This is a genomic window from Cuniculiplasma thermophilum, from assembly GCF_052315355.1.
Lineage (GTDB): Archaea > Thermoplasmatota > Thermoplasmata > Thermoplasmatales > Thermoplasmataceae > Cuniculiplasma.
The window spans coordinates 1-26,664 of the sequence record NZ_JBLSDF010000025.1; the positions used below are offsets into that span (position 1 = coordinate 1).

Sequence of the window (26,664 nt, forward strand, 5' to 3'; positions counted from 1 at the left end):
AACATATTCAGTAGAAATATCAGAAAAGGGATACATTACTGTATACAAGAACTTCACATTACAGGCAGGTCAAACGGTAAACATAAGTGTCAATCTCAAGAAGGAACCTGTACAGAATACAGATGAAATATACTATGTATTAGCTGGAGTGATTGCAGTCATAGTAATTGCAACCGCTGTAATAGTGTACCTTAGAAAGGTTAAGTAAATGTGATAAAAAAATAGAAAAATAATCTTTCTATAATTTTGCAAAATGTAAAGGCTCATTCAAATTTAACTATTTTCGACCATTTAATGGTTACACTTTATACTTGTTTATCTAAAATGTCTTGTATCAATACATGGGGTGCTCAATGGTTTCTGGAGGTAAAAGAGGTCATTCGTAATGAATCGTAACGAATCCAGTAAATTCTGTAAATTTAAGAAGTGTACATTATTGAATCGATTTTTCAAGAATGATTATAATCAAGGGTTATAATGGTTGAATATGCACAATTGAAAGGCCTAATTTCAACTGGTACCCTTAATGTAGCGATTTTGGATATTTTTCGACGAGCGTTTACATCAACTAAAAACTCATTAAGTTTCTATGGAAAAATTTATTAACTTTAAAAAGCATTTATAAAGGATAGAATGGCTCTAAATTTAAGAAAAAGTGAGGAGGATAAGAGATTCGAAACAAGAAGCAAGATCCGAAACTATAAGTCGGAGGTTGAGAGAGATATAAAGAGGCAGCAGCAGCTCCTCGCACAGGCAATAGCAAATGTAAAGAAGGCAGCGTCGATCAAGGACAGCAAGGGAATGATGAATGCTGCCCAGAATGCAACAAGAATAAAGAGTGCCATAGATTATCTTAAGAGTTTTTCCCTGTATCTTGACAATCTTGAGATAACCTTCGAGTTTGTTTATAATGAGAGGAGGATGAACAAGACTCTCTCGGATGCACACGCCGAGCTGGGAAAGAGGATGCTTACTGATCAGCAGGCGAGGCAGATAGAATCTAATATAATGGCAATAAACCAGAAGACCGAGGATCTTGAGAGGAGACTTGAAGACCAGTTTTCCAGCCTTGGTGAATCGCTCAATGAATTTGCCAACAGGGGGGGAGAAGGCGCCGAGGATATAATAAAAAGCATAACTGGAGAGAGTTTATCATCCAGCTCACAGGAGGAGAGTGCAGGTCAGAAGGAAGTGGATGAACTAATTAAAAAAATTTTAGGGGAAGGGGAGAAGGGCACATAAATTTATTCAATTCTTCTCTTAACATTTCTTACAAGCTCTATGGCATTATCCATTTCTGTTTTACTCACCTTCTCTACACCTCTTAAGGAAATGGTTATGGAAAGAGCTGAAATTTTATCATTTAGGGATTTATCATTTGGGACATATCTCTTCAGTTCCTCCAGTGCATTAACAACCTTTGAAGTTTTTCCAGATTCGATCTCTGATATTAGGGTATCTAAGGCTGAAGATCCGGTTTTTTCTGAAGTTCCCTTTTCAGTTTTCTCTTTTTCATTTTTTTGTTTTTTTGTTTCCTCGGAAACGTTCTGCTTAGGTATTTCCTCTTCCACTACAACTTCGACAGGTATGGAACCACTCCATCCGTTTGACGTTGTGCAATTTATATACCCCTTCAAATGGCCAGTTCTCTCAGGGATTAGACCAGTTTCAATTATCCTCATTTCACCTGCTTTAAGCAGATCGAAGGTCATTGTTGTTTCGCCAATGACGTCGAAGGAACCCTTCAGGTTTGTCAGATCCATTACAAGTCCTGGAAGGTCAACAATGGGTACTATTTCAACCACCAGAGATGCACCTTTTCCACTCGTTAGATCTCCGCGGATGCTTCTCCTGATACTTTTTGTTATGTACAGACTCTGATCCTTTTTGGAGTTAATTATTTCGTACATGGAATCAGTCACTATATCGTTAATCCTTGCTTTAGTGCCATTGTGAGGAAACTTAATCATATAGTCAGGAATAGAAAGAATCCCGAAATCAGCCATGGAATGATCTGTCTGAAGATTCACAAGTGCATCAATGGATTCCAGGTCCTTTACCTTGGCGCTAGTCATGGCAATTATTGCCCTCACATCTGGATCACTATTCTTCAATCCCTCCAATATTTCTGGCCTGTTTTCGATATATATGCTTTCCTTGTAGGATGAAGCATAGAAGATAAACTTGGCAGCATTTCTGCGCACCTCAATATTTTCATCGGAAAGGAAACTAATGGCTGTGAATATAAAGGATGCCATGGATTCACGGAAGCCATCCACAGAATAATCTGCAAGATCCTTGATGCCCTTGAGAGTATCTTCCTTATTATCAGATTCTAATGACCTTGCAATCTCTTCTATTCTCAGGTCCCGATTCATATTCTTTGCTTCAGCTTCAAATTTGGATTTGTACGCCTCAAAGAACTCCCGGCTCTTCGCAGAAAGGTTTCCCATTGAAAGTATGCCACGTAAAATAATCATGGAATTTTCCAGTCCCGTCTTTCTGTTTTCGATGTTTGCAAGTGTGTTTTCACATATGGGTATGAGATATTTTATTGAATTTTTGGTTATTGTAGAGACGTCTCTTTTCTTCAGTATCCTTTTTAACTCTTTTAGTGCAAAATCGCAAACTGTCTCAATATCATTATTTTTAGACTCATTCTTCATTTGTATCACTCTTTCTTTCTCCCAAAGAAACCTCTCCTTTGCTTTTTCTCCTCATCCATATCGTTATTCTTTGAATTGCGATTTGATCCGGATATCATTTCAAGTCTTTGTATATATTCATCCGCCTCCTCAATAGATGATTTTGAAAGGTCTGAAATCAGTGTTTTACAAAGTGAGTTAACATCCTCAGATCTCATATTGTTATGATATTTTTCAAGAATCTCTATAAATCTCTCCAGAGATGAGGGATTTCGTTTTAATGTCTCTTCAATGACTTTCATATACAGTGAAAACATTTGCTTTGAAGAATTTTTAACACTAGCCATTAAATTGAGTGCCTGGTCAAGTTCTTCAAGTGTCAGTCTTTCTTTCATTCTAATTCTGTACCATTCTTCGAAGGTTTCGGGAATGAGTGAGAACACATATGAAACATTTGTGAGTTTATTTTCTGGTTTTGATGCTTCGTTTGTGATTGTTCCGTTCATGATATCACTTTTGTACATACTTGGTTCTTTTAAGTATAAGGACACGAATTTTTCAACATCAGAGGGATTTGGAGCATATCTCAGCACAATTGAAACTATTTCTCGTAACTTCATGGCCATATCTGATGTCTCTTTTGAGTTCTTAAAGGAATCAAAATAAAGTTCCATGAGGTTAGGTATTTTGTCAGGGTGTTCCTTCATGAGTTCCATAATTCTTTCTAGATATTTATCCCTCGGAAGAATCATTCGATTCTCCATTGCGTTAAATATTGCGGTTATTCCAGAATCCAGATCCATCTCCCCAGAGATGAGGAAATCAAAATAAGTCTCTGCAAGCATTTTGAGGTACTCTTCAAACATTGTTTCCATTGTGTTATACTGATTAATTTTATCGATTCTCGAATACATGGATTCAAGTATTTCCTTTCCATATCTCTCCAGAAGTATGGCGAATTGCCATAGTATGCTGTTATCGTTTCTCACAACCTCGAGATTTTCCCAGTATCCACCCCTTGAAATCATCAAGACATTCTTTGAATTATCCATATTTATTACATATGTCTCCGGAGGGATTCTGGCATTGAGTCCAGTACCTCCAATGTCCACAAATTCATCTGCGATGAAGTCGTAAATGAAGGTTGAATACGTAAAAGAAATGGCTCCCGGAAATAAATTTTCCAGATTTATTATTACACTGAAGAGATCATCGGTTTTTCCCTTCTTCAAGACAAGTTTCTTTTTTCCGGAGTACATTGATAATAGAAGTGGAAATATCATTTCCTTGGTTGTACCCTCCGGAAACTGTTTTTTTCCATCATTTTCAACATCGATAGTTATTTCAGGCAATGTCAAAAAATCATTACCCACCTTCAGTTTCAAAAGATCATTCACTGAGTTTATACCCTTGAGATGCTGTTCATCCACAAGATCAAAGTTCTTACCAAGATTTTTTAGATTCTCAAAATCCATTATTATGAAGTGAGAAAGTAAAGCGCCTTCTCTTCCATATGTGTCCTTACCAATGTTTTTTATGTAATTAAATGCAAATTTTCCATCAGGAAGGTTAAAAAAACGTCTGCATTCTTTGAATGTTGTATTATCCAGGGATGCTGGTAAACTATGATTTTCCAAAAATTGTAAATCTATATCATCTACATCTGCACTCTTGGTAACAAGTTGATGCCCCTTCCTGGAACCTTTCTCCACCCAACCGTAAATTGCCTGAGAACCCTTTACCAAAGAGCTCAAATTCCGCCCACCTCCGCAATCCACTGTGCCACGTAGAGGAATCCCTCATTGAATTCAGGATCAAATTTGATATCAAGTCTTCCACCAACATCAACATCAAGCTTTGGTACAATAGTACCGTCATTATCCCTTTCAGTCTTAATATATATTTTGAATGCCGATGGATTTTTAATGTATTTCTTTACATAGGCGTTGGTATTTTTAAGTACCTCCAGTAATTGGATTGGGCTGTAATTGATTACGGCGCTTGGTAAAGTATCAGTCTTTGTAAATACAAATGCGATTCTTGGTGTATTTCTTTCGATTCTTGAAGTTATTATGGAATGAAGTATTCTCATATATTCGAGGTCCTTTGTAGCCCACTCTCTGAATGTGGAGCAATCTATCATTATTAAATAGGCCCGCGAACGAAGAAGATATTCGAATCTTGTATTCATTAGCTGAGATCTTACGTTTTCCTTTCCACCCTGTAAGGTATTGAACCTTTCTCCTGCGATATCATTTACACGAAGATAGGTTGTGTTTGTTCCGAAACGCTTTTTTCTCGTAAAGTTGAAGACAACTTCCCCAACCTTATCCATTGCGGTGAGTTCTGGAAATTTATGTTCCGCTATTATCCTCCTTAAGTACTCCTCCATTAATTCTATGCCTGGATTTACCTCTATTGTGAGATTGGTCTTTGCCTCAATGTCTGGAAGGAAATGGAAAAAATAGGCTAAAAATGTGGTTTTTCCAGAGGCAGGAGGACCTACCATTGCTATAAGTTCCCTTGGATCAATTCTCTTATCTACACTTGTCTTCTGTTTCACATTACTTTCCATATCTAAATCACCTACGTTCGTCTGAGGGGGTGGACTAGGGTCAGGTTGAACAGGTTTTGGTTTCTCGGACACAATTGTCTGGGATTTCCCGGAAACCTTTCCACCCAATTTTATAAAATCTATTCTTGCATTTTTTGTAGCAGATCCCGAAACAATATACATTATGCCGATAATAAATGGGATGGCCAGTAAATCTAAATAATTTCCAATGTCGAATTGAAATATCTGGAATATTATACCAAGGAAAAGAGCACCCGCTCCAAGATTCCTTGAGGAGATGGTTATTAAAGTGAGGATTGCTGCCGCTATGTAAATTGGATACCACAGATGAATTATGTATATTAATTCTGCATTCCCCACATTCCCCGGCACCAAACTTCCATTGAAGTTGGGGTTAAGACCAATAAGTGGAATTTCGAAAATCATTCCCAAACCGGTTAAAAAACCTATTAGAGAATACATCCTTGGGGCACCTGAAAGTGTCCTGTGTAGATGGCCTCCTGCCTGGCCTATTTTTCTTGAAGAAGATGCAGAAGCCCACATAAAGATAAATCCAAGATAGGGTATGAGAGATAGTATTATCCACACTCCCGTATGGGTAAGACCCTGCTTAGCCCTGTTATAATAGATATCTGGTGATGTGATAATTGCTCTGTTAGCTTTCGAAATTATTTTATATCTTGATAGGTACCAAATAATCATAACAAGGATAGCAAGGATCGTCATGACCTCCTGAAGCTGACTATATGAAGACATTTTCACACCATCATGAGGTCATTTTCCCTTCTCTGCTATTCTGAATACTTCCTCGCCATTAACCTTATCCACCTTTCCCAGTCCCTCCTTCTCCATTCTTCTCCAGGCTCTGGAAACCTTTTCCTCTGGCAATCCGGTGGCACGTGCAATAGTCTTGTTTCTTGCCACACCAGTAATACTGCATTCTGAAAGTGTCTCACTTTTTACGGTTTGGTAATCCTTTTCCTCCTGATCCGCTGCACCGCTAATTATGTTAACTATTTGCTCCGAAGTTTTGTCGTTTTTGTCGTAGTAAATTTTTCCATCTCTGGCATCCTTTAAAATTATGGAAACACTGCTTCCGGATAACCCATTGTTATTCAGGTTTTGGACATATCTTATTACCTCATCTGAAAATCCGTTAGGTGAGCCAACAACAGATATTACATACATATTCATTTCAGAAGACATTGATAAAAGAGCAGCGTAGTGTTTAGACATATCCTTAATATTCAATGGAGTCTGATCCATGCCTGTTCCACCAAATTTGGATATTTGCTGGAAAGTTTCATCGTGTGCAATAAAAGTGAAATTAAAACTAAACCTCACATCAGGTTTAAAGATACGTGATACGTTGAACATAGTAGTTACGCTTCTGCTTATGGTGGAGAAGTTCTCTCTTTCTTCACCTTTTATGCCTGTTCCATTTAAAGTCAACTGAGGTGAAATAAATGAAAACCCTTTCAAAGTTTCTTCCATGTCTCTAATCTTTCTTGTTATCTCCTTTTTTCTAATGATTGCATTAAATGACATAGAAGGAACAAAAATTTCTACTGAATCCTTCCCTGATAAAGATAAAAATGTGTTTTCGAAGAAAGCATCCCTTCTCAACCTGGCCTGATCAGCAGAAACTGAATATGATGAGTCAAATGTGGAACTTGATCCTCCGCTAAGTGATATTGTTATTGATTTTAATGAGTCAAGAGACTTAAGTGGATTAAGTACCATAGATGGATAGGTTTCTTTTGCTTCTTCGAGTAAGGAATCCAATCTCTTCTCTTCTATATCCTTCAGCACTGGGTTTGATCTCATTTCAAAATCGGTCTGAAGTTTTCCCTTTTCACTTTCCACCTCTGCAATTTTTCCTTTGATTTTAATGTTAAAATCGTTAAATCCTCTTATCAAGGAGTCAAGATCCTTTTTTCTTAGTTCATCAACATTTCCTGATTGAGCAAGAGCGAGAATTCCTCTGAAGTCGTCATTTAATTTTAAGAGATCAGGTGAAGATAACAGTTCCCTAAGTTCCTTTTCGACCTGCATCCTTTTATTTTCAAGGTTCATTACTCTCTTGATTGCATTTTCATAATTTATGAACATTTTTCTGATCTGTCCTGGATCTTTCTGAATATAGCCTATTATCCCCTCAGATATTTTATCAAACCGCGTTCTATACTTCTCTTCCATACCCTTGGATATCTCTCCTCTCACATTCTTCCCAGACAATATATCTATAGAACCAAGAAAATCTTCCATGTTTTCCTCATACCAATCTTTTATGAGTCTGTAAATCTGGTCATCCTTATTCATCAAAAGGGTTGTTATGGACTCACTGTTAAGGGAATCAATCCTGGAAAATTTGTCAAGCTTCTCCATAGCTTCGTACTCGTCATCTGAAAATTTGGAAATAATTCTTGAAATATCACTATCATTTATCGTCTTTCCCTCTATCTCTTTTTTTAACGCAAGGGCAATCTTAAGCTGAGCCAATTTAAAATTTGCAAGTCCACTCTGCATTACCTGCGTGGATAGGCTTTCGCCGCATTTTGTCTCCATATATGAATACAAAGATTCAAGTTCAGCAAAAAGTCGTTTCTTCGATACAAGATCCATCCTTATAATTTCGTTAAGGTCTCTTGAGGATTCAGTATAAGATCTTCTTAAATTTGATAAGCAATCACTTTCCATGCTATACCTCAATAACATAATAGCAATCCATTTATATATATTGCTTTTCTCAAAGATAGAAAAATCTTAATAACAAAATAAGAATAAATAAGATAATGCTGCCCCCTGAAAGTAGTCGAATCGAGTTTCTAATATCTGAAGTCGAAAAAGTCAGTGATTCCAAATTTTTCATTGTAGTGTCCGATGTTTTAAAGAATTCCGGCTTCAAATCAGTGGATTTGTGCCTGGATCTTCTTGAAGAAAATCTGATTAAACAGGTTAATCCAGAAGTGCAATCAAAGGAAATATTTGTTGGCCTTTATGGCGGAGCACATTTCTCATCATCATCTCTGATGCGTATGAAATTCCTAATTGAAAAGTATGCAATTAAGATGATGCCAGTTGGTGATCTATCCTCACTCTTTTCCGCTTTTGTCAAGATTGGAATTACTAAAGGTAACCAGGATCTTTATAAAGAGATTGGGATTAAGTATTTCAATGTGCCTCTTGAGGATCTGGTGGCAGATTTTGAGGAAAAAACCAGTCACATCTCCTTTTTTCCACTGAGTCAGGAGGACATCAACTCCATAATAATGGGCAACATTTCAAAATCAGGGGCAGTTTCCAATATGAGTGGAAAGTCTCTGAAATTTTACAGTCAGAGTAAGGCTTTTTTATCCTATGTTGATTCCATTAAGATTAAATTTAGACTTGGGGATGAAATCCTTGGAAATGAGTATGGCTTAGGGGAATCTGTTTTTACTGATATCAGGTATGATCCTTTCGGAAATGATCCTTCCTTAATAATAAATTACCTTAAACAGATAAATGAAAGCATAACCTTATTCAAATCATCCATAGAACAACCTTTTATCGGTCTATTCAGTTCAGAATTTATAAAATACTCATCAAAGGATTCTGGTGTTTGGAATGACTAAGGGGAGAAATTTAAGTAATTTACTGAGGGAAGGTTTAGAGTACGAATCTTCAGGACAAAGGGAGAAAGCTGCTCAGTGCTATGAGCAATCCATTCAGATATTGAAGGACGAAATGAAAACTGTAGACATCATCCAACAGGAGGTTTTAAAGAGGCAGATACGTTCCCTTGAGAGTGCAATTCAAAAGATGAATCTGCCAAAAAAAGGAAAGGTTGTAGAAGATCTTCCTAAGGATGAGGCCATGGCATTGCTTCAGGAGCTTGGACTATCCGTATCCCAGGGAGAAGGGCCGTCCTTAAAGGAAGTTGTGGGGATGGAGGATCTAAAAAAGGAGTTATTCACAAAAATAATCTATCCTCTTAAGTTTCCAGATCTTGCCAAGGAGTTTAATATAAACGCTGGTGGCGGTTTGCTATTATATGGTCCACCGGGAAATGGAAAAACGTTTATAGTCAGGGCACTTGCAAAGGAAGTTAGTATGAATTTCATCTATGTTAATCCATCATCCCTGTTCAGCCAGTGGTTTGGAAATTTTGAGAAAAATATAAGTTCGCTGTTCAGGGCCGCAAAGCTTCTTTCACCCTCCATACTGTTCTTTGACGAACTTGACAGTCTTTTTCCATCAAGGGACCAGAGCACAAGTGACGCTTCAAGAAGAGGAGTATCACAGTTTCTCAATGAAATGGGTGGCTTTAGAGATGATCCATCAAAGCCTGTTCTGATTCTTGGGGCAACCAACGTTCCATGGCAACTTGATCCTGCCGTTACAAGACCAGGTCGTTTTGACAGGTTAATTTACATACCTCCTCCTGACAAGGAGTCCAGATCGGAGATTGTAAGGCAGTATATGTCAAAGGTTGCGAGAAAGGGTGAAATCGATTTTGATAGGATCGGTGAATTGACCGACGGTTACAGTGCTGCTGATATGGAATATCTCTGTAAATACTCCTCCCAGAAAGCATTTATGCGATCTGTTGAGGGAAAGGGAGACGAGATGGTTACAATGGAAACCTTCCTCGAATCTCTAAAGGTGATTAAGCCTTCAATAAACAGAAATGTTTTGGAAAAGTACCAAAAATTTGAAAAGGAAAGAGAGGAATAATCAATTAAACTTGTCGTAAAACCAATAAGAATCCCATGGCGATGTGATGAGAACATCGCCGTCCATGAATTTTCTATCTATAAGCTTACCGTAAATGCACATTCTTCTTTCCTCGAATAAAACTTCATATTCATCAGGCATCGCTGAGGAATAAAAGATAAAGAATGCCCTGAAAAGTGTAAGTGTGATTTCGGAATTTACTTCACCAATGCTTTTGTTATTTGCCTGTACATAGTGTGCAACAGTTTCGAGCCCCAAATCGAGTATTTTCTTTTTTACATCTATGTCAGGGTTATTGCATTTGCCACCATTTCCAAGATTTCTGCACTCCACAATTTCAATTGGTATGTTTCCATATTTTGAAAATAGAAAATCATAGACATCCTGACTGGAATTTTCCAGTGTAATAAAAATCCTGGAGGGATCAATTCCAGAGAGATAATTTTCCAGTGATTTAAGACTCCTCTCTTTCCCCAAATCGTCCAGAACCTCATATATTATTATTTTTCCTGACATATTACCACTAATACAGTCTTATAGTCTCCAGGTTTTTTAATGCATAGGCTTCTATACCGAATCTCTGTTTTACCTGCCTTGCAAAGTCCTGAGCTTTTTCACTCTCACCATGATTCACAAGGATTCTGTTGGGTTTCGGCATCATGGTGGCTATATATGAAAACAGTTGCTTCTTGTCAGAATGACCGGAAAAGCCCTCTGCAACTTCCACATCTATTTTTACCTCATAGTTGGATTGCTTGCCACCTTCACTTAAGGTGATTTCTCTTGCACCCCTCTGTATTCTTCTACCCAGTGTCCCCTCCGCCTGATATCCAACAAATACAAGGGCGTGTTTTGGAGAATCCACCCATGATCTAAAGTACTCCATAACAGGTCCACCATTCATCATACCTGATGTTGCCAGTACAACTTTATTTTCAGTGGAATCACATATGGATGCTCTCTGCTCTCTTGTTTCTACCTTCTTAAAAATTGGATTCATAAATGGATTTTCGCGTTGTACCATTATCTGTTCTCGAAGATCCCTATTGAGGTATTCAGGATATGCTGCGTGTATGGAAGTTGCCTCCATGATCATTCCATCCAGATATACAGGAAACTCTGGTAGAATCCCTTTTCTCACGGCCTCTTCAAGAACCATCATTACCTCCTGGCTCCTCCCTACCGCAAAAACTGGTATCAGAACCGATCCTCCCTTTTCAAAGGTTCTCTTTATTATATTGATAAGGGTTTCAGCTGCGTCTTTCCTGGTTTTATGATAATCGTCTCTGCCTGCATAGGTACTTTCGGTCATGAAGGTTTCAACCCTCGGAAAATGATTATTTGCCATATTGAAGAGCCAGGTCTTTTCAAATTTTACATCACCGCTCAGAACCACATTATATAGACCTTCCCCAATGTGAAGATGTACACTTGCGGAACCCAAAATGTGGCCTGCATTGTAAAAGGTTAATCTCACATCTGGAGTTATATCTGTCGTTTCATTGTATTTTAGAACAATCGTTCTCTTCAATTCCTCCCGAATATGCTTTGTATCATATGGTGATTTGTAGCCTTCAGCGTGTGCCACCTTTATAAAATCATTTTGAAGCAATATGGCAAGGTCTCTTGTGGGTTGAGTCATATATATTGGCCCCTCATATCCATACTTATAGAGCATTGGTGCCATTCCTGAGTGATCAAGGTGGGCGTGTGTCAATATTACCGCATCTATTGAATCGAGAGGTTGTACCTCTGGCAGATAGAGATATGGCGCTCCTTCCCATGGCCTCTCTCCGGCACTATTTGTATTCATCATTCCACAGTCTATGAGTATCTTAGAATTATTTGTCGAAACTAATGTTGCACTCCTTCCAACTTCCCTGTGACCCCCAAGTGCTGTTAGTCGAACCCATGTTTCCCCAACCATTGTTGGAGAATTAAGTTTCATTCCCAGACTGTTCAGAAATTTTTTTCTCTCGTCCTTAACTTCTCTCAAATACTCTCGTACTTCTTTTACTGTGTGAGAATGCATAGGAGGGGCCCTCACAATCCTTGGTGCCCATTTAGTTTCGTTCTTTATACTCTTAATATATTCCATGTCTCTCTGATTGATCAAAGAAGGTTCATCCAGTTCAATGACAACTTCGCCTGTATCCGGCTCAAAATAAATGTCCCTTAGACCAGCAGATTCGGGCAAAATTTCCCTTACCTTCTTTTCCGCCACATCTTCCTTTTCAAGTATACTTGGATCAGGTCTGATTGCGATTCTTCGCCTTATTTCCTGGGCGACCTGCCTTGCTATGTCATCTCTGTTTGCAAAGAGGTCCTCGTTCTTTGTATAGACCACTATATTAGGTCCTTCGTACACTACATCCGTTATCCCGTTGTCGGGCACAAGCTTGTTAAAGATTGCCCTGGCGTCTTCAATATAATCTCTGAAAGCCATTTAAAAAAACACCTGAAAAATTTTTAAATTATAAAATGGTATATTAAAGGGTCAATTTTAATTTTTTGATTCTATCCAGGACTTCGGTTTCTTCAAGTTTCCTGAATCCGTCGTTGGTTATTACTGCAACATCAATCATTCCACCAGAGGCTGAATCTCTGGATTTAGCAGCTGTTATTCCCCTAATTACAAGATCTACTCCCTCATCAACCTTCATATCAGGGCTGTACATGGATTCAAGTACACCGTATACATATGGGGATCCAGATCCTGTACTTACATAAATATCCTCAACGGAGCCTCCTGCAGCATCTACAGAAAATACGTGCGGCTTTGTATCTATTCCTGCAATAAGAATCTGAACCATGTATGGATAGTACTTGGTCTGGTTCAAAATATTTGATAGAAGAGTTGCAGCTGCTGAAATTGGCATATTTATCTTTCTCTGTAATCTGTAGAGTTCCAGTTCAGCCTTCATGTATCTAACAAGGACCTGAGCATCTCCAACAAGACCGGCAATGGTCATTCCAGCCTTTGTGTCTATCTGGAAGAGCTTCTGTCCATTCTTGTGTGCTATGAAGTGTTCCATAGTAACTCTCCTCTCAGTTGCCATTACAACTGCATCCTTAAGTGTAATTGCCACTGTAGTTGTTCCAGTCTCCATTACTTTTTCCATTAATTTCACTCCTACACTCACAATTCACAATATGTATTAAATACTTTTCAATTTTTATTGGCATTTTGGCACAGGGGAATATCATATAACAACTCATTTAAATATTCCATAACCATCACGTTTTATGGTTCTAACTGCTGAAGACATTATGAGTTCATTACCTCAGGTTCTTCCACCAGATCTTACTGTCGAAGCAGCAACCAAAATAATGGTTTCTGAGAAAAGGGGATTTGTTCTTGTTGGGAATGGAGGAAATATAACTGGGATTGCCACTGAATGGGATTTTGTAAGTAAAGTTCTGTCTCCTGGAAAGGATCCCAAAAATATTACGATTGGAGAAATAATGAGTAAGGAGATAAAAAGTGTTGATCCGGATACTCCTACAAGAAAAGTAACTGTAATTATGAGCAAGAATGGTATTAGAAGGATCCTCGTTGGTAAGGATGGTAAATACACTGGAATCATTACCTCAAGAGACATTCTCAGGATCTTTGAAGATTATGTTGAAAACGTTGAAAATATAGCAGGAAAATACGGACTGCTCTGATCTATCCAATATTTCCTTTAAATATGTGTTTATAAAGTGTAATCAGGTCCAGAACATCTCCCTTGCAATACAGCTTGAACCTATCAAGATCGTTCTTCCACAGCCATTCTATGGCCTCACCCTTGTTCATTCCTTCAATTTCAGCCTCTTCCTTTGCCCTTATGAGATTAAGTTCCCGGTATTCAGTTGCATTAACCACATTCTTAAGGCTTCTTATTCTGTACTCACCCTTCAGGTACATACAGTGAAGCGCACAAACATACATCATATCAAGAACATATGAAGTTCCAAAATAGTATCTCAAACTCCATAATTGTCTGTCAAATGGGATGTTTAGCATTTTTGTGTTCATTAGAGGTATATCGTAAGATGCATGGTTGTACCCTATTATAATTTCCGGAGAATAGTTATCAAATACATCATTGAGCCATTGCATTATTTCAATTTCGTCATTTTCCTTTGTCTGATCAGAAATTTTTACATCCCACTTTCCATCAAGGGTGGCATAGGAAATAGCAATGATTCTCTCGTTGTTAAGAAATTTGTTCTTAACCAGCGTTTCAAGATCTATTGCTATAACTCTTTGAGCCTTTCCAATTCTTGAGGAGATTCTGGACAGACCTTGTGCATAATCCATGTAGTCAATATCACATTAAATATTATATGTTATTCTGCATCTACCCTGTATGAGATACACATCAAGGCAATATATAGGAAAAAACGTTGACGTTGAAAAGCTCAAGGATCTTGTGGTATTATTTTTCGAGGACGAGGGTTTTGTCGTTCAGGAATCAAAAATAGGTAGCGTCAGGATTGTTGAGGCAAGAAAGGGGGGTATCTTAAAGACTTTGCTTTCCACAGACAAATGCATCAAAGTGATCATAAAGGGAGAACCAAATGATGTTGAAGTGACAATGGGTGTAGGAAAATGGATACCTGCTGACCAGGATGATGGCAGGAAAGATGGAAGTGTCGCAGCATCGAAGGTTTTTGTTGAAGTTCCAGAATCACTATGGGCCTACGAGATAGAGCACCATCTCTGGGTAAATATTGAAACAAATGTGGAAATGGGATTTTAGTATCTCCACTTTTCTCCAGTGATTCTGGTATATAAGGAACGATAGAGTTCGGAGGTCTTTTCTATAAGGTCTGTGGGTAATGGATCTATATCGGGCTCTTTCAATCCCTTAGCTCTAGCTTCATAAAGTCTGTCGTGGTATCCTGTGGACCTGTAATACTGTCTTACCATTTCCTTAGATATCTCGGTTATCTTACCATTATTGTAATCCTCAAGTTCCCAGAATCTATCCTCATCTGCAGTACCAAATGTGTCAACAACTGTAATCTTTCTATCATTATCCATTGCAAATTCCTTTTTTCCATCGGCGTGAATAAGTTTTCCCTTTGAAACCTGCCTTTGGATCATATCATCAATCCTTAATATTGTTTCCTTGATCTCTAAAACCTCGTGTCTGTATAACCCTCCTATTTCCATTGCCTCTGAAATACTTAGTGGCCTGTCAGTCTTCTCAAATTTCGTGGTCATCTCAAAAAATGGTTCTTCAAGAGGTTCTCCAATCTTTGGAGCACTTCTGAACCCGAGGTCATGAAAGTCTATTTTTCCAGATTTTATCCTGTCCATCAGGCTTCCGGCAACATAGTATCTTACAACGAATTCCAAAGGGATAAGATAATTGATCCAGAATTTTGAGCCTCCACTCTCATTAATTTTGTATTTTTTTACGATCATTTCATTGTTCGATTTCACTTCAATTAGATCGTTGTTTATTCCCATCTGATTGAGTTTGTTGAACCAGAAGGCTGAGGTCTTGCATATTGAAGCACCCTTATCTGGAACCTCTACAGGGATTATTTTGTCAAAAACAGAAATCCTGTCAGAGAACTTGAATAACAACCTGTCCCCAAGATCGTATACATCCTTAACTTTTCCGGTACGGATTAATTCCATGATTCCAAATTACAAACTAAATGATTTAGTTTTGTTTAAATTTTCACTGATAGACGTGTTTCAAAAATGGATTTATGGTCTGGACCCTTAGTCCATTCTACTATTGTTTATGTAGAGAATGATTGGAAAATCATTGCTGTGTAGATTTCCATTGGTTAATAAGAGGCGTGAGCCTTCAGCCATTTTAAATTGATGCTAATGAAATTACTTATCGGAGGTCTGCATTTTATCCATTATTGAATAATTAATTGCCAGTGAAGATTTGCTTCCCATTATTTTAGTCATTTTACTTTAAGGGCTCTCTATCATTATTTCCTTCCCCACTACTATTCCTGTGCCTGACCCTTCTGACATTATGATAGATCGTAGTTTGTTATTATTAATTCCTTGATTGAATTCCTCTTGGTGCCTACAGAATTTATATTCCTTCTCGCATCGACTTCTAAAACATTAAAATCCTTATAAAGTTCCTTTATGAAATCTGTACTTGAATTAGATTCCATTAGGTATACCCCTTTATTCGATAGTTTGGCAAATGATTTGGCAAGTCTCTCCTGATCCCTTTCGTCGAACCCGGAATGCGTATATCCTGTGAAATAAGATGTTTTGTTTAAGGGTGTATATGGTGGGTCAAAATACACAAAATCGCCTGCTTTTGCATCCCTAATTGTTACTTCAAAATCTGAATTCATAATGGTGCAGGATTGGAATATTTTGGATAAAGCCATTATATTCTGGGGTGATGGCATTCCAGGATTACTATATTTCCCGAAAGGGACATTGAATTTATTCTTGGAATTGACCCGATATAAACCATTATAACCATGGCGGTTAAGATAGATTAAGAGCCCGGACCTTTTCTCTGAATCAGTTATTGAATTGAATAGTTCCCTGGCCTCATAGTAATCATTCTTATTGTTTTTGAATTCCAAGTTAACCAGTTCATCAATTAATTTCATGGGATTTTCTTTGATATTCTTATATAAAATATACAAATCTTCATTTTTATCCGATATTACGGAGTCATTGAGCTTATTCAAAGAATATAGGGATATCAATAAGGCTGCCCCACCCAGGAATGGTTCATAGTACGTGTTGAACTTATCAGGTATACACTTGATCAATATGGGCAATAGTTGTCTTTTCCCACCTGCCCACTTCAGTATAGGCTTATAATATTCATTGTCCAGTGATTCCATAACACGTTTACCTGAGGTGAATATGGAAAGTAGTTATATTTTAGTATTGTTTTAATACTGTTTTTGTCCTCTTCTCTCTGTATTTTCCATTCTCATTTATTGATCCAATGAGCAAAGTCTTCTTCACTAACTTCTTTTTATTCTTGTTCATTAATTCTTCTGTAGCATACAGTTAATAGTTCCCTTCGATCACTTTGACTTTTAGCTCTCTCAATGTTTTCCTTTAATCTTAAGATATGTTTTCTTAACGGTTTCAGGTGCACTATGGATCATTTACAGGTGTGTTAATACGTGTCAATATTATTTACATGGTCCATGAAATTTATCCATTGTTGATGGAGTTATTTCATTTGTTCTTACACAAATCAGGATAATCTCTGTATAAGAGAGAAGAAATTATAAATACTATCAAATTCATTGTTATTATATGGTAAAAACAAAAAAAATTATTGCACTCTTTGTAGTTGTTGTGATGGCTATATTTGCTTTTAGTGTGTCTTCGAGCGGAATGTACACAGGAATGAACCCTAACAATACTTCTGAGCATAATGTTGCAATTAATTGGATTTCTACTGAAAATGGATTCACAAATATTAAAGCTGGAAAAACAAATTTTATTGGTGAATACATGGTTTCTAAAGGTGGTTATATCAGTAACCCTAATTTAGAGGGTGGTGGAAATAGCACCGTAAACCAAGTATCTGTATCTAAACCAGTAATTCAAATTTTTGGAGTTAAGGAATACCGCAGGTTTGGAGTGAAATTGGTGTATAGTTATGGAAAAATAGGAAATTATACCATGAAAACTTTAACATATACCACAAATAACACCATTTTTGGCCTAAAAATGACAGACGTACTAATAAACCTAGGTCCACGCCACAACAGTGAAAGTCTATCTGTGATGGCAATTGCCTTTCAACCAAACCAAGGGAGAGATTTACATTTAGGGGACGTACTCATCACCAGTTTCAGTTCCGACTTGTATGGGCAGCTTCTAAGCATACAGTCAGGTATGTATTCACTATCCATGAAATATCTAGAAAGTGGAAATAAAGCATTAACAATCCTTGGCATCTATTATCTACTTACAGCGCAATCTTTGTCTTCTTTTATAAAAATTACACCGGACCACATTCTGAAACAAAAAGTAGGTATGACAGGGGTATACCTTATTGATGGAAACTTGGCTACTTGCCTCGCAGAAATTGCATCATTAGGCGTTACAGGCATAGGTCTTGTTGCTGCTGCAGTCGCTTGTTTTTCCGGAGATATATTTGGGTGTATTACTCTGTATGCGATTATCAATATTCTGCCAATAGCAGAAGCCATTCTACTAACGCAGGATTGTTAGGTGGTCTTACTTGAAAAATGCTAAATTCTTTAATAAATTTTACACAATTTCAGAAGCTCTCGCAAGCATTTCATTATTATCGGTATTATTCACCATATTTAAGAAATTAAATTTGGAAAGCATTGTTCTATTCTCTCTACTGATTGGGCTTTTCTTGCTTTTGTTTATGAATAGTCTGGGTTATTTCGGTGGTGAAAAACATGGATATGGTTTCTCAAGTTTTGTTAATATCACCTCGTTACTAACTTTATTCTTTATAATGTTATCAGAGATAGAACTATATCTTTATCTAAGAGGCTTCACAGATATAGTTGCAGTTGTGATACTTCAAGCGTTACTGATTATAGTAGTTTTAATCGCAGTTATGTTAGCATATTTAAATCATCCTCCTAATAATAGTTAATTTCTATTTCATGTTCAAACTTCTTAGAAATAAGTTTCACCAAGAAAGTGGATTTTCAGAGACCCGCATTCTTCATTATTGGAGATTAGCGGATTTTCTCTACCATAATTTTTCCCGAAAAAGTAGGCAAAAAGAAAAGGAAAACGCAATAAACGAAATAAATATCTATTATTTTTTAGTGCTGCATTGAATCCTTAACTCTTCAGAAATGTAGGTACATGTTCCTGTTTGATGTCCAGAAATTCAAGAATTTCCTTCCTCTTTTTTGGTTATCTCCGTTGTGATCTCCTTTCTGTCATGCAGTATGATCTTCCTGAGATTGTGCAATTTCTGGAGCATCTTCTCCGTCGGTTAATCTCATGGATGACATGAACATCTTTTCAACGACATGCCTCTTGCGGTATTCTCAAAGGAAGTATTCCGCATTATGGTCTACAGTGAATGCAATTATGGTGATGCCATATCTGTTAATCCTCTGGGATACAGCATTGTCACTTACCCTCACATGGAATGGTCCATCATACCGGAATGATATGAAATTCCTCTGAATGCTTACGATGTCATCACATATATCAACAGGTTTTTCTCACTTTCTTACGGTAGGTGTGGAAAGCCTGTCCATCCTTTCTCTCAGGGATGAATAGAAGGAGATCTCTCAATGCTGTCCATGTCAGGTTGGTAATAGCCCCATACACTGAAATCAGCACTGCCTATACTTATATTCCTCTTCACCACACATATGAACTCCATGTCCGGGGAGATCATGTTTCCACCCTTCTCTCTTGTTTTACAGGATTTTCATAAATTGAGAGGCATCTTAATTTCTAAGAGAATTCAGGTATGTCACATCATAACCTCCGTCAACAGTATAGCTACTGCTAAATGATATTTCTATGTTTGGCTGATTCTGACCCTCTGAATTTATGTACTGGGACAAGGTGTATTTTGAATAGCTCCCAGTGGAATGGGAGTTCTCTCCTGATATACACTCACCGCCACTAAAATATATGAGTGAATTAACCTGAAACTCATTGAATACTAGAACTGATGTGATCTGTCCGTCAACCTCTGGCGTTTCTATTACTGAAAGAAAGAATTTTGGATTCAGAGTTTTATTCACAAAGGTTCTTGACATTGAGTAGGTTTCGTTGTTGGTTTCATCTGATATCACTGCACAGAATTTGCTTCCACTGAAACTCAGGTAGATGTAAAGATTTGATCCTAAGGTGACAGGTTCCTTGCTGTGTGCTTCATAATTATAACAACATGCACCATATTCGACACCGCAGTAGAAATGTTCGGAAAATAGACCAACATGATCATTGTAAGGGTTTGCTGAAAATCCCGCCTTCCATATGTTAGTTACGCTGTTATTATTAGCCAGAGCAATCCAACCTGATATACAAGATCGTACATTGGTTTCATAGGCAGGTGCTGGCTTTACACTGTTGGGAACATGAACGTATTCTGATGCCCAGTTTACGGTTTCAGGATTACAAAATGTATACCATGGCATATTAAAAAATCAGTAACCAGACCAATTAAAGTCCGTTATTCTCTTTACAAGGCGAGTGTTGCTTCAGTAATGATATTTGTAGTCCTTTAGTGCACTCATATCTCTTAAAAACACTCGCTCTGCTCCATGGTTCCTCTCATCAACAACTGTTCCTTTTGTAAATGCAGCTCCAGACATTACAATGAATAAAATAACCACTGCAAAAGATGCAATTTTTATTGCGTTTCCATACTTCATGTTTTAAACGAGAATAATTAATATATATCGTTATTTCTAATTTAACAAAAGAGTTAAGTAAGAAATTTAACATGCACAATTATTGTCAATAAGTATTCAGCACATTTCAAAGGATTTTGGAAAGAAGAATGTTTTGAATAGTGTATCAATTGAAATATCTCCGGGCGAGATCGTTGGTTTCGCCGGATTGAATGGCGCCGGAAAGACAACAACAATTAAGATTGCAAGTGGTGTACTGCACCCTTCAACAGGTGACGTCCTCATCAATGGTACATCAATAATCAAAAGGAAGTTAGAGATTGCCTCAGAGGTATCATGGGTACCTGAATTCCCGATGCTGGATCCCATGGAAAAGCCGAATGATATTTTCCAGGAGATTGGAAATTATCTTTCATACAGCAGGACAGAAATAAAGGAGCGTTTCGAGGAATCTATGGCCAGAGTATCCATGACAGGGAATATGAACAAAAGGATAGGAAGTATGTCAAATGGAATGAAGAAGAGAATCCATATTGCAATTGGTCTTTTTCAGGATTCAGGAAACTATCTCATGGATGAAACTTTCAATGGACTTGATCCAGAGGGAACAGAATTTCTACGAAACCATATGCTGTACCTCAAGAAACAGGGAAAATCCATACTTCTTTCAACACACATACTTAGCGAAATAAAGGAAATATGTGACAGGATAGTTATAATTAAAGATGGAAACATTGTATGAGATGCAAAAGTATCAGCTCTTGATTTTGATGGTTTAATAAGAATAAGAGTTAAGTCTCCTGATCAGGAAATGATCAAGAAACTTGAAGGTGATCTGAATGAGTATGGTGAAGTGAATATTGTTCAGCTTCCTGTGGAAGGTATATATGAAATTGTAATAAGAAAACCCAAGCTTGGTCAGGGAAAATCATACAGAATAGCTGAAATACTGGATAGTGCTGGTTTAAATGTGATGTCAGTTAAGGAAGAGAGTGAGGATATTGAGGAATTCTTCAGGAAAGCGATCAGGGAATAGGACATACAAGATCGTAAGAAACAGCTTAACAAAAAAGGCCTTTGCTCTCATAGTTGTTTTATTTATCATAACTAGCTCTATGCTTGCATTTGCAAACACTCCTAAGGAAAATAACTCAATCGGTGCGAGTCGACAGCTTGAATATACAGAGGTTTACTACAATGGTACCTATTATGTAACCGCACAGTTCTATCATGCCACCTGTGGAAGACCGTTCTCGAAGGTCAATATTGAAGTCAGTTTCTCTCCAATTAAGTCTTTGGATGGTTTCAGCAGCGGAAATAAAACGCATATCATAAATATGACACTCAATCAGTCAGGTATGGGAAAAGTGGCATTCAGATCAGACAAAATGTGGCTTCTTACCATTTCAAATAGTCATCATGGTGGGTCCGTGTTTCCTGAGAAATCTTCAAATTACAGTTACATGTTTTATACAGCAGTATTTGACAGGGGTTTCGCATACAAGGGATATCTTGAAATGATATACGCCTCGAGCAATTTTACGAAAGCCCCTATGAGACAATACAGGTTACTGGAGTCGGATGGTGCAGTTGTTAACCTTGGATACCTGGGGGGTTTTTACCATAAGGTCATAAATCTATCGTACCCATCAACCACGACCGATATCGAAGGTATTCTTGAAGATAAGGTGAACGGGACATGGACATCAACGAATCTTGTCACAAGCGGACATTTAAATTTCTACTTACTGACAAAGGGAGGAAATAATGAGGTATCGTCAGCAAATAATTATACGCTTCTCCTCTATTCTGTCCCCTCAGTCTATAGTCTTTCAAGAGAAATTTTCCTTGAATATCTGAATCCACTTTCCATATTCTTTCTCTTTTTCCTGATCATTTTATCAATTTTCACATTTGGTATCCCCGTTTCATCTGGCCAGGCTGAATTTTATCTTTCAATGCCATTCGACAGAAGGCATTATTTCATAGGAAAATACCTGACGGTGATCATAGTGATGCTTGCGACAACTCTTATTACACTCTTTGTATCCTATGAGACAACGGAATTCATTGACGGTACCTTTCCACCATTGCACTATATTCTGAGATTGTTCACCCTTTTCACACTTCTAGGTTTAACTGGTATTTCACTGACCTTCATGTTTGCATCAAGACTAAGAAGCCTCACAAAAATCATTGCCTATCCCATTATTTCCATAATGTTTATGTATTATATATTCGGCGATCTAATAAGAGCAATATATGGATTATTGAACGTCATAAGCCCTGGATTCTCGGAGAATGCCAGTACAGTCAATACAGTGTCCATGATAGATCCTTTTAGGGTTTTCAGTTTATACGTGAGTTCCAAATTTCCACCGCTCGGTGGTGCACTCATCGTCATTTCCATATTTTCATTTACTCAGGCTATTCTTCTTATACTTCCATGGGCCGTTATTCCACTCGTCATAGGTTTAATTTTGTGGCGCAGGAGGTTCTGAATAGGCACAATTAATATAAAATATAAAATCCCTCCAGTGAATTTTATTTAAACATGATCCATACCAACGAAAAGTTATCCGTTTAGTAAGAAATCCAACTCACAGGATATGATTACATAACCCCATTCCTTTCAAACCTCAAAATAATATAATCTTCTAATACATTGCCAGCAATCTACTTTATTCCAAGGAGGTAAAAATGGATATCCTTCATGTCTACGCAAGATTTGGGACGCTATGCCTGATGTAGATGATTCTATTACAACATCATGATCCTTGTAATTCAATAAGAACCCGTTGTCCATCTATATATATTATTCTCAAGGTTTCTCTGGGCATTAATATTGCAATTATTTTCCTAATTTCAATTTCATTACCGTATACGGAAGGTTCATATAAGTCCAAACCAATTACATTTTAATCACCTTCTAGTGATTCCGTGAGATTTAGAATCGTATACTCGACAAACTCCTATTCACCCTATCAAATAAGGTATGAAATCGAGTCGAAGCACGGGCAATTCTGACTAACGTCCTGAAGGGGCAAGTTGCATAATAACCGCCTCCGATTCTCACAACTACATCGTCTTTTAGTCTGAGGATAAATAATGTTTATAATGATTTCTGATTTGTGTCGAAATAAATATTTAAATACCTCTAACAGCTTAGTTTTGTATATGAGTGGAAAGCATCCTAATCTTTTACCCCTTTTTGTGTCGACACTAGTTGTGATTATGGTGATACCACTAGCTCTTGGGGTGGACAGTGCATATCATAAGCAGAATTCTTTAACTCTTCATTCAGATGCCTTTTTAAGTGATTTTAAAGTTTTGCCTGAAAGTAATTTAACTGTAAATGGCACTAATTATGCAATAGCAAGAATGAATTATAAATTGAGTTTTTTTAATGGTGATGCTATTATTCTCGAACCGGATCACGGATTGATAACTAATACTGGTAACTACTATTCAATTGTGAACAATTACACGCTTCAGGTGAAGGTTCTTGAACATTATTCATATATAAAGGAATCTGGATATATTAAAACTATGAATTTATCAAATATAGGTAATATGAACTCTTTTATCAGAAATTTTTCTTCAAGCGCCGCCCCGATTGCAAATTATTCCTATGAAATATTAGGAATTACTAATACGATTTACAATACAAGAGTGACATATTGTTCAGTCAATTTAACGCTTCTGCAGGTTCTTCAGCAAGTTGATCCAGACCTTGCAGCCTCAATAGAGGAACTGAGATCTACATCCCAAACTATTTATGAATTGATTCAACCAATGGTTTACTGTGGAAATAAAATTACCAGCATTTTAAATATAATAGAGCCAGAGATACAAAGCGTGGCTAACGGTATAGCTCTCCCTAATCCAAATATGAACTCTAACTTGATGAATCTTTCTGTGTATACTGTTAATTATGGAAATGATAGTTCACAGATTTATAGTTTGATTACTAGTTATCAGATTCAAATCCAAAGTTTTCTGTCTCTTCCTGAAACGGGTATAAATATAGCAATATTAACAAACTTACTAGCATCACTTAGTTCGATAGGTTCAACAATAATTGATCAAGTTCATCACTTGCTTGCTTCTCCTTTTGGATCAGAGAGCATGTCAACTTATACTGTTTCAAGGCAGTTAACTGATGCTGTATCAGTACAAAATGCTACATTCCAGAATACTTTTACTAGTGTAAAATTTGAAGAAGCAGTTCCATACCTTTTTGAGTATTTAGAATTTTTTATCCTCGTTGCAATTATAATTTTTCCCATTTTGATAATTTCACGGCGAACGAAAAAACATAATGAAAAAAGATTTGATAATAAAAGTAAGATTGTATCTAATATGCTTGCCTTAGGAGTTATAAATTTTGGCGCAACTATTTCCCTTCTTTTCATTCTATATCTGTTCAATTTTATACCCTCCTCTAACATTTTTTACGATTTCTTCCCTTTGTACGGAGGAGCAATTCAATCAAGTTCTGCTGTGCTATTGCAAACTACTTCCTTGAACTTGATGCCAATAACTTGGCTATTATTTATGATGTTTTCCTTTTTTAGCTCTATGATTTTTTTATCGTTTTCAATTGCTTCCCATGGACATCTCAGTAAATCCTTACAAATTTATAAGGATGAAGCAGTTTTAACTAATGCGAAAATAAGGTCACCAATCAGTACTTTTATCCCAGGATTCCTAGTAATAATGGAAATATTTCTAATAATAATTTTTATAGAAAATCCTCTAGTATTTCCGAATTACTTTACGATATTAGTGGTATTCATTCTTTTTGGTTATTTTATATTTGCTATTTTATTTCCATTCGGGATAATATCCACAGGACGCAGAGTGCGATTATTGGGTAATTTCACTAATAATGACCTTGCTAAATTAGCTGGAAGTCTATATATAGCAGGAATACTATTAATCTATGCAGTTATTCTTTTTATTGCTTTCTATCTTATTTATGCCTATATTCATAAATATTTTCCGAGTTTAAACATATATGTTAATATTACGACAGGTTTTATGTTCTATATAGGTATCTTCCTTCTATTGCTGGCCTCAATTTTACTGATATCTGGATCTGCTGTAAATGGTAATTTTCAGGATTACCCCAACTGATAATCGAAATTTTTATTTGTCTTTGGTTAATAATTCTTTTGCCTATTATTTTAACAGTTTCCAATATTAATGTCTTTCTTTACTATCCTACCAATATCAGTCCACATTTAATCTGTAAACAATGACAATTCTCATCCGAGAAAAGTCATTTCATATGCATCCTTAAATATTCACTGATTGCAATGACCTATTGCTATAAGGACTACTTGTTATCACCTACAATAAATTAGACCAGACGCAGTCATTATGAGATTTTTTATTTTAATCAAAGTTCATTATTTCTAACATTATTTTACTGTTCAAAAATGAAGGAGAATTACTATCATGAATTCCCGTGGTTTTACCACCACGATATCTTATCAGGAGCCTCAAGGATATCCTTCTGCTTCTTGGTCCTCTCAGGTTCAACAAAATTGCCATTCTGGTCTTCTATCACATGCATTTTCTCAAGTTCCAGGAGCATCCTCTCTAAAGAATACTTCTTCATGAGACCTGATGAGATCATCCCCCTAATGAGTGCATTTCTTATGATCAGTGAGAGGAAGAACACAAATATGGTTCCACGAATGGTGGATTCCTTCCTCTTCCTCATAGGAAATATGTCCAGATCATTTTTCAATGTGCGGAATGCCTTCTCTATGGAATCACGATCCCTGTATACGGACAGACGTTCAAGGGGAGTGTAATTGTAAACGCCGATCAAGATTTGTGCAAAATCGCCGGTTTGGAATTGACCCCATTTACATATAGTTTTCATTCCCTTTTCACCCCTTCCTCATTGTTTGTAATGAATTCTTCTTCCTGTCCTTAAGCCTGTAAGATTCACCCTTTATGTTTATGACAGTGCAGTGATGCAATATGGGGTCAAGGACAGCTGTAAACGCCGGTTCATAATTGTGCATTTTCGCCGGAATAAAAGTGACCCCTATCGCCGGTTTAATTTTGACCCCTGTCCATGCCATGACAGTGGTCTGAGTTGTATGATCCAGAAGTGGAGAATAATACGCAATATGAGAGATAAAGGAATGAGCATTAAGTCAATAGCCAGGGAACTGAATATATCCGGGAACAGTGTCAGGAAATATATGAAATCAGAATCATTGGTTAAAAGGAATAGGAAGAGAAGATCAAAGCTTGATCCATACAGATGTCATGAAAAAAGTTCTTTTGGCCACGTTGACATGACGGTGTCAGCGTGAGAGTCGGAGAGGCAGTCGTCTTGTCTCTTGGCCTGCGAGGCCGCTTTACAGATTGACTGCC

General features: G+C 37.1%; 27 protein-coding genes and 1 pseudogene. 13 read left to right on the forward strand and 15 right to left on the reverse strand.

Annotated features, from left to right (window positions below; all coding sequences use genetic code 11):
* Positions 1 to 208 (forward strand): PEGA domain-containing protein (locus ACNF42_RS05625; RefSeq protein WP_443339692.1); only part of this gene is annotated, 208 nt, incomplete at its 5' end.
* A gap of 425 nt (positions 209 to 633) precedes the next feature.
* On the forward strand, positions 634 to 1,242 hold the full coding sequence (locus ACNF42_RS05630) for a hypothetical protein (protein ID WP_443339693.1): 609 nt from the start codon (positions 634 to 636) through the stop codon (positions 1,240 to 1,242).
* Positions 1,243 to 1,244: 2 nt separating this feature from the next.
* Here ACNF42_RS05630 and ACNF42_RS05635 read toward each other — a convergent pair whose 3' ends face one another.
* Genes ACNF42_RS05635 through ACNF42_RS05650 form a run of 4 tightly spaced genes read right to left on the reverse strand, consistent with a single transcriptional unit; the run spans position 1,245 to position 7,920 of the window.
* Positions 1,245 to 2,666 (reverse strand): HEAT repeat domain-containing protein, encoded by a 1,422-nt coding sequence (locus ACNF42_RS05635; RefSeq protein WP_443339694.1) that lies wholly within the window; start codon positions 2,664 to 2,666, stop codon positions 1,245 to 1,247.
* Positions 2,667 to 2,671: 5 nt separating this feature from the next.
* Positions 2,672 to 4,399, reverse strand: coding sequence for a hypothetical protein (locus tag ACNF42_RS05640; protein WP_443339696.1), 1,728 nt, complete (start codon positions 4,397 to 4,399; stop codon positions 2,672 to 2,674).
* Entirely contained in the window at positions 4,396 to 5,976 is a 1,581-nt protein-coding gene (locus ACNF42_RS05645) for a TRAFAC clade GTPase domain-containing protein (protein ID WP_443339697.1), read from the reverse strand. The genes ACNF42_RS05640 and ACNF42_RS05645 overlap by 4 nt, the downstream gene beginning before the upstream one ends.
* Positions 5,977 to 5,994: 18 nt before the next feature.
* On the reverse strand, positions 5,995 to 7,920 hold the full coding sequence (locus tag ACNF42_RS05650; protein ID WP_443339699.1) for a helix-turn-helix transcriptional regulator: 1,926 nt from the start codon (positions 7,918 to 7,920) through the stop codon (positions 5,995 to 5,997).
* Positions 7,921 to 8,015: 95 nt separating this feature from the next.
* Here ACNF42_RS05650 and ACNF42_RS05655 point away from each other — a divergent pair, with 95 nt between their 5' ends.
* Both ACNF42_RS05655 and ACNF42_RS05660 read left to right on the forward strand, forming a co-directional pair.
* On the forward strand, positions 8,016 to 8,837 hold the full coding sequence (locus ACNF42_RS05655) for a hypothetical protein (protein WP_443339700.1): 822 nt from the start codon (positions 8,016 to 8,018) through the stop codon (positions 8,835 to 8,837).
* On the forward strand, positions 8,830 to 9,939 hold the full coding sequence (locus ACNF42_RS05660) for an ATP-binding protein (RefSeq protein WP_443339725.1): 1,110 nt from the start codon (positions 8,830 to 8,832) through the stop codon (positions 9,937 to 9,939). The genes ACNF42_RS05655 and ACNF42_RS05660 overlap by 8 nt, the downstream gene beginning before the upstream one ends.
* On the opposite strand, the gene ACNF42_RS05665 is transcribed toward ACNF42_RS05660, so the two are convergent.
* From ACNF42_RS05665 to psmB, 3 genes are read right to left on the reverse strand one after another with little or no spacing between them, the layout of a single operon-like run.
* A complete protein-coding gene (locus ACNF42_RS05665; protein WP_443339701.1) occupies positions 9,940 to 10,455 on the reverse strand; it encodes a hypothetical protein in 516 nt (171 codons plus the stop codon). It lies immediately after the preceding gene.
* Between the two features lie 7 nt (positions 10,456 to 10,462).
* Complete coding sequence (locus ACNF42_RS05670) at positions 10,463 to 12,385, reverse strand: beta-CASP ribonuclease aCPSF1 (RefSeq protein ID WP_443339702.1); 1,923 nt, start codon at positions 12,383 to 12,385, stop codon at positions 10,463 to 10,465.
* A gap of 43 nt (positions 12,386 to 12,428) precedes the next feature.
* Entirely contained in the window at positions 12,429 to 13,061 is a 633-nt protein-coding gene (gene psmB, locus ACNF42_RS05675; RefSeq protein ID WP_443339704.1) for an archaeal proteasome endopeptidase complex subunit beta, read from the reverse strand.
* A gap of 124 nt (positions 13,062 to 13,185) precedes the next feature.
* Here psmB and ACNF42_RS05680 point away from each other — a divergent pair, with 124 nt between their 5' ends.
* Positions 13,186 to 13,608 carry a CBS domain-containing protein gene (locus tag ACNF42_RS05680; RefSeq protein WP_443339706.1) on the forward strand — a complete coding sequence of 141 codons (423 nt, stop codon included), beginning with the start codon at positions 13,186 to 13,188 and terminating at the stop codon, positions 13,606 to 13,608.
* A 1-nt stretch (position 13,609) separates the two neighbouring features.
* Here ACNF42_RS05680 and ACNF42_RS05685 read toward each other — a convergent pair whose 3' ends face one another.
* Positions 13,610 to 14,245 carry a 3'-5' exonuclease gene (locus tag ACNF42_RS05685; protein WP_443339707.1) on the reverse strand — a complete coding sequence of 212 codons (636 nt, stop codon included), beginning with the start codon at positions 14,243 to 14,245 and terminating at the stop codon, positions 13,610 to 13,612.
* A gap of 49 nt (positions 14,246 to 14,294) precedes the next feature.
* Between ACNF42_RS05685 and ACNF42_RS05690 the strand changes: the two genes are divergently transcribed.
* Complete coding sequence (locus ACNF42_RS05690; protein WP_443339708.1) at positions 14,295 to 14,687, forward strand: hypothetical protein; 393 nt, start codon at positions 14,295 to 14,297, stop codon at positions 14,685 to 14,687.
* Here ACNF42_RS05690 and ACNF42_RS05695 read toward each other — a convergent pair.
* Both ACNF42_RS05695 and ACNF42_RS05700 read right to left on the reverse strand, forming a co-directional pair.
* Positions 14,684 to 15,577 carry a phosphoribosylaminoimidazolesuccinocarboxamide synthase gene (locus ACNF42_RS05695; RefSeq protein ID WP_443339709.1) on the reverse strand — a complete coding sequence of 298 codons (894 nt, stop codon included), beginning with the start codon at positions 15,575 to 15,577 and terminating at the stop codon, positions 14,684 to 14,686. The two genes, ACNF42_RS05690 and ACNF42_RS05695, sit on opposite strands and share 4 nt — an antisense overlap.
* Before the next feature lie 353 nt (positions 15,578 to 15,930).
* On the reverse strand, positions 15,931 to 16,776 hold the full coding sequence (locus ACNF42_RS05700) for a DNA adenine methylase (protein ID WP_443339710.1): 846 nt from the start codon (positions 16,774 to 16,776) through the stop codon (positions 15,931 to 15,933).
* A gap of 427 nt (positions 16,777 to 17,203) precedes the next feature.
* Between ACNF42_RS05700 and ACNF42_RS05705 the strand changes: the two genes are divergently transcribed.
* Both ACNF42_RS05705 and ACNF42_RS05710 read left to right on the forward strand, forming a co-directional pair.
* Complete coding sequence (locus tag ACNF42_RS05705; protein WP_443339711.1) at positions 17,204 to 18,130, forward strand: hypothetical protein; 927 nt, start codon at positions 17,204 to 17,206, stop codon at positions 18,128 to 18,130.
* A 10-nt stretch (positions 18,131 to 18,140) separates the two neighbouring features.
* The gene (locus ACNF42_RS05710; RefSeq protein WP_443339712.1) at positions 18,141 to 18,533 is read left to right on the forward strand and encodes a hypothetical protein; all 393 of its coding nucleotides are present in this window, start codon (positions 18,141 to 18,143) and stop codon (positions 18,531 to 18,533) included.
* 630 nt (positions 18,534 to 19,163) lie between these two features.
* Here the strand turns inward: ACNF42_RS05710 and ACNF42_RS05715 are convergent.
* The 3 genes from ACNF42_RS05715 to ACNF42_RS05725 all read right to left on the reverse strand — a co-directional run bounded on the left by ACNF42_RS05715 (position 19,164) and on the right by ACNF42_RS05725 (position 20,286).
* Positions 19,164 to 19,298, reverse strand: a complete 135-nt coding sequence (locus ACNF42_RS05715) for a hypothetical protein (RefSeq protein WP_443339714.1) — start codon at positions 19,296 to 19,298, stop codon at positions 19,164 to 19,166.
* Between the two features lie 52 nt (positions 19,299 to 19,350).
* Positions 19,351 to 20,049: a hypothetical protein gene (locus tag ACNF42_RS05720; protein WP_443339715.1), complete on the reverse strand. Its 699-nt coding sequence runs from the start codon at positions 20,047 to 20,049 to the stop codon at positions 19,351 to 19,353.
* Positions 20,050 to 20,112: 63 nt separating this feature from the next.
* Positions 20,113 to 20,286: a hypothetical protein gene (locus ACNF42_RS05725; RefSeq protein WP_443339717.1), complete on the reverse strand. Its 174-nt coding sequence runs from the start codon at positions 20,284 to 20,286 to the stop codon at positions 20,113 to 20,115.
* Positions 20,287 to 20,368: 82 nt separating this feature from the next.
* On the opposite strand from ACNF42_RS05725, the gene ACNF42_RS05730 reads away from it, so the two are divergent.
* The 4 genes from ACNF42_RS05730 (at position 20,369) to ACNF42_RS05745 (ending at position 25,404) form a co-directional block, all read left to right on the forward strand.
* Entirely contained in the window at positions 20,369 to 21,007 is a 639-nt protein-coding gene (locus ACNF42_RS05730; protein ID WP_443339718.1) for an ABC transporter ATP-binding protein, read from the forward strand.
* Between the two features lie 69 nt (positions 21,008 to 21,076).
* Positions 21,077 to 21,301, forward strand: coding sequence for a hypothetical protein (locus ACNF42_RS05735; protein ID WP_443339719.1), 225 nt, complete (start codon positions 21,077 to 21,079; stop codon positions 21,299 to 21,301).
* Positions 21,267 to 22,766: an ABC transporter permease subunit gene (locus ACNF42_RS05740; protein ID WP_443339720.1), complete on the forward strand. Its 1,500-nt coding sequence runs from the start codon at positions 21,267 to 21,269 to the stop codon at positions 22,764 to 22,766. Before ACNF42_RS05735 ends, ACNF42_RS05740 begins: the two co-directional genes overlap by 35 nt.
* 676 nt (positions 22,767 to 23,442) lie before the next feature.
* Entirely contained in the window at positions 23,443 to 25,404 is a 1,962-nt protein-coding gene (locus tag ACNF42_RS05745) for a hypothetical protein (protein ID WP_443339721.1), read from the forward strand.
* 340 nt (positions 25,405 to 25,744) lie between these two features.
* Here the strand turns inward: ACNF42_RS05745 and ACNF42_RS05750 are convergent, their stop codons facing one another.
* Together ACNF42_RS05750 and ACNF42_RS05755 are read right to left on the reverse strand one after the other, a co-directional pair.
* Positions 25,745 to 26,161 carry a hypothetical protein gene (locus ACNF42_RS05750; protein WP_443339722.1) on the reverse strand — a complete coding sequence of 139 codons (417 nt, stop codon included), beginning with the start codon at positions 26,159 to 26,161 and terminating at the stop codon, positions 25,745 to 25,747.
* Positions 26,162 to 26,168: 7 nt separating this feature from the next.
* Positions 26,169 to 26,282, reverse strand: a pseudogene (locus ACNF42_RS05755) (ATP-binding protein); the annotation flags it as partial.
* A gap of 147 nt (positions 26,283 to 26,429) precedes the next feature.
* Between ACNF42_RS05755 and ACNF42_RS05760 the strand changes: the two are divergent.
* A complete protein-coding gene (locus ACNF42_RS05760; RefSeq protein WP_443339723.1) occupies positions 26,430 to 26,603 on the forward strand; it encodes a hypothetical protein in 174 nt (57 codons plus the stop codon).
* The last annotated feature ends 61 nt before the right edge of the window (positions 26,604 to 26,664 follow it).

Bases quoted from the DNA above. Each gene is read 5' to 3' on its own strand.
- ACNF42_RS05630 (WP_443339693.1), top strand. From the start codon at position 634: ATGGCTCTAAATTTAAGAAAAAGTGAGGAGGATAAGAGATTCGAAACA.
- ACNF42_RS05635 (WP_443339694.1), bottom strand. From the start codon at position 2,666: ATGAAGAATGAGTCTAAAAATAATGATATTGAGACAGTTTGCGATTTT.
- ACNF42_RS05645 (WP_443339697.1), bottom strand. From the start codon at position 5,976: ATGTCTTCATATAGTCAGCTTCAGGAGGTCATGACGATCCTTGCTATC.
- ACNF42_RS05650 (WP_443339699.1), bottom strand. From the start codon at position 7,920: ATGGAAAGTGATTGCTTATCAAATTTAAGAAGATCTTATACTGAATCC.
- ACNF42_RS05655 (WP_443339700.1), top strand. From the start codon at position 8,016: ATGCTGCCCCCTGAAAGTAGTCGAATCGAGTTTCTAATATCTGAAGTC.
- ACNF42_RS05660 (WP_443339725.1), top strand. From the start codon at position 8,830: ATGACTAAGGGGAGAAATTTAAGTAATTTACTGAGGGAAGGTTTAGAG.
- ACNF42_RS05665 (WP_443339701.1), bottom strand. From the start codon at position 10,455: ATGTCAGGAAAAATAATAATATATGAGGTTCTGGACGATTTGGGGAAA.
- ACNF42_RS05670 (WP_443339702.1), bottom strand. From the start codon at position 12,385: ATGGCTTTCAGAGATTATATTGAAGACGCCAGGGCAATCTTTAACAAG.
- psmB (WP_443339704.1), bottom strand. From the start codon at position 13,061: ATGGAAAAAGTAATGGAGACTGGAACAACTACAGTGGCAATTACACTT.
- ACNF42_RS05680 (WP_443339706.1), top strand. From the start codon at position 13,186: ATGGTTCTAACTGCTGAAGACATTATGAGTTCATTACCTCAGGTTCTT.
- ACNF42_RS05685 (WP_443339707.1), bottom strand. From the start codon at position 14,245: ATGGATTATGCACAAGGTCTGTCCAGAATCTCCTCAAGAATTGGAAAG.
- ACNF42_RS05690 (WP_443339708.1), top strand. From the start codon at position 14,295: ATGAGATACACATCAAGGCAATATATAGGAAAAAACGTTGACGTTGAA.
- ACNF42_RS05695 (WP_443339709.1), bottom strand. From the start codon at position 15,577: ATGGAATTAATCCGTACCGGAAAAGTTAAGGATGTATACGATCTTGGG.
- ACNF42_RS05700 (WP_443339710.1), bottom strand. From the start codon at position 16,776: ATGGAATCACTGGACAATGAATATTATAAGCCTATACTGAAGTGGGCA.
- ACNF42_RS05705 (WP_443339711.1), top strand. From the start codon at position 17,204: ATGGTAAAAACAAAAAAAATTATTGCACTCTTTGTAGTTGTTGTGATG.
- ACNF42_RS05715 (WP_443339714.1), bottom strand. From the start codon at position 19,298: ATGATCTCCCCGGACATGGAGTTCATATGTGTGGTGAAGAGGAATATA.
- ACNF42_RS05720 (WP_443339715.1), bottom strand. From the start codon at position 20,049: ATGCCATGGTATACATTTTGTAATCCTGAAACCGTAAACTGGGCATCA.
- ACNF42_RS05725 (WP_443339717.1), bottom strand. From the start codon at position 20,286: ATGAAGTATGGAAACGCAATAAAAATTGCATCTTTTGCAGTGGTTATT.
- ACNF42_RS05735 (WP_443339719.1), top strand. From the start codon at position 21,077: ATGATCAAGAAACTTGAAGGTGATCTGAATGAGTATGGTGAAGTGAAT.
- ACNF42_RS05745 (WP_443339721.1), top strand. From the start codon at position 23,443: ATGAGTGGAAAGCATCCTAATCTTTTACCCCTTTTTGTGTCGACACTA.
- ACNF42_RS05750 (WP_443339722.1), bottom strand. From the start codon at position 26,161: ATGAAAACTATATGTAAATGGGGTCAATTCCAAACCGGCGATTTTGCA.
- ACNF42_RS05760 (WP_443339723.1), top strand. From the start codon at position 26,430: ATGAGCATTAAGTCAATAGCCAGGGAACTGAATATATCCGGGAACAGT.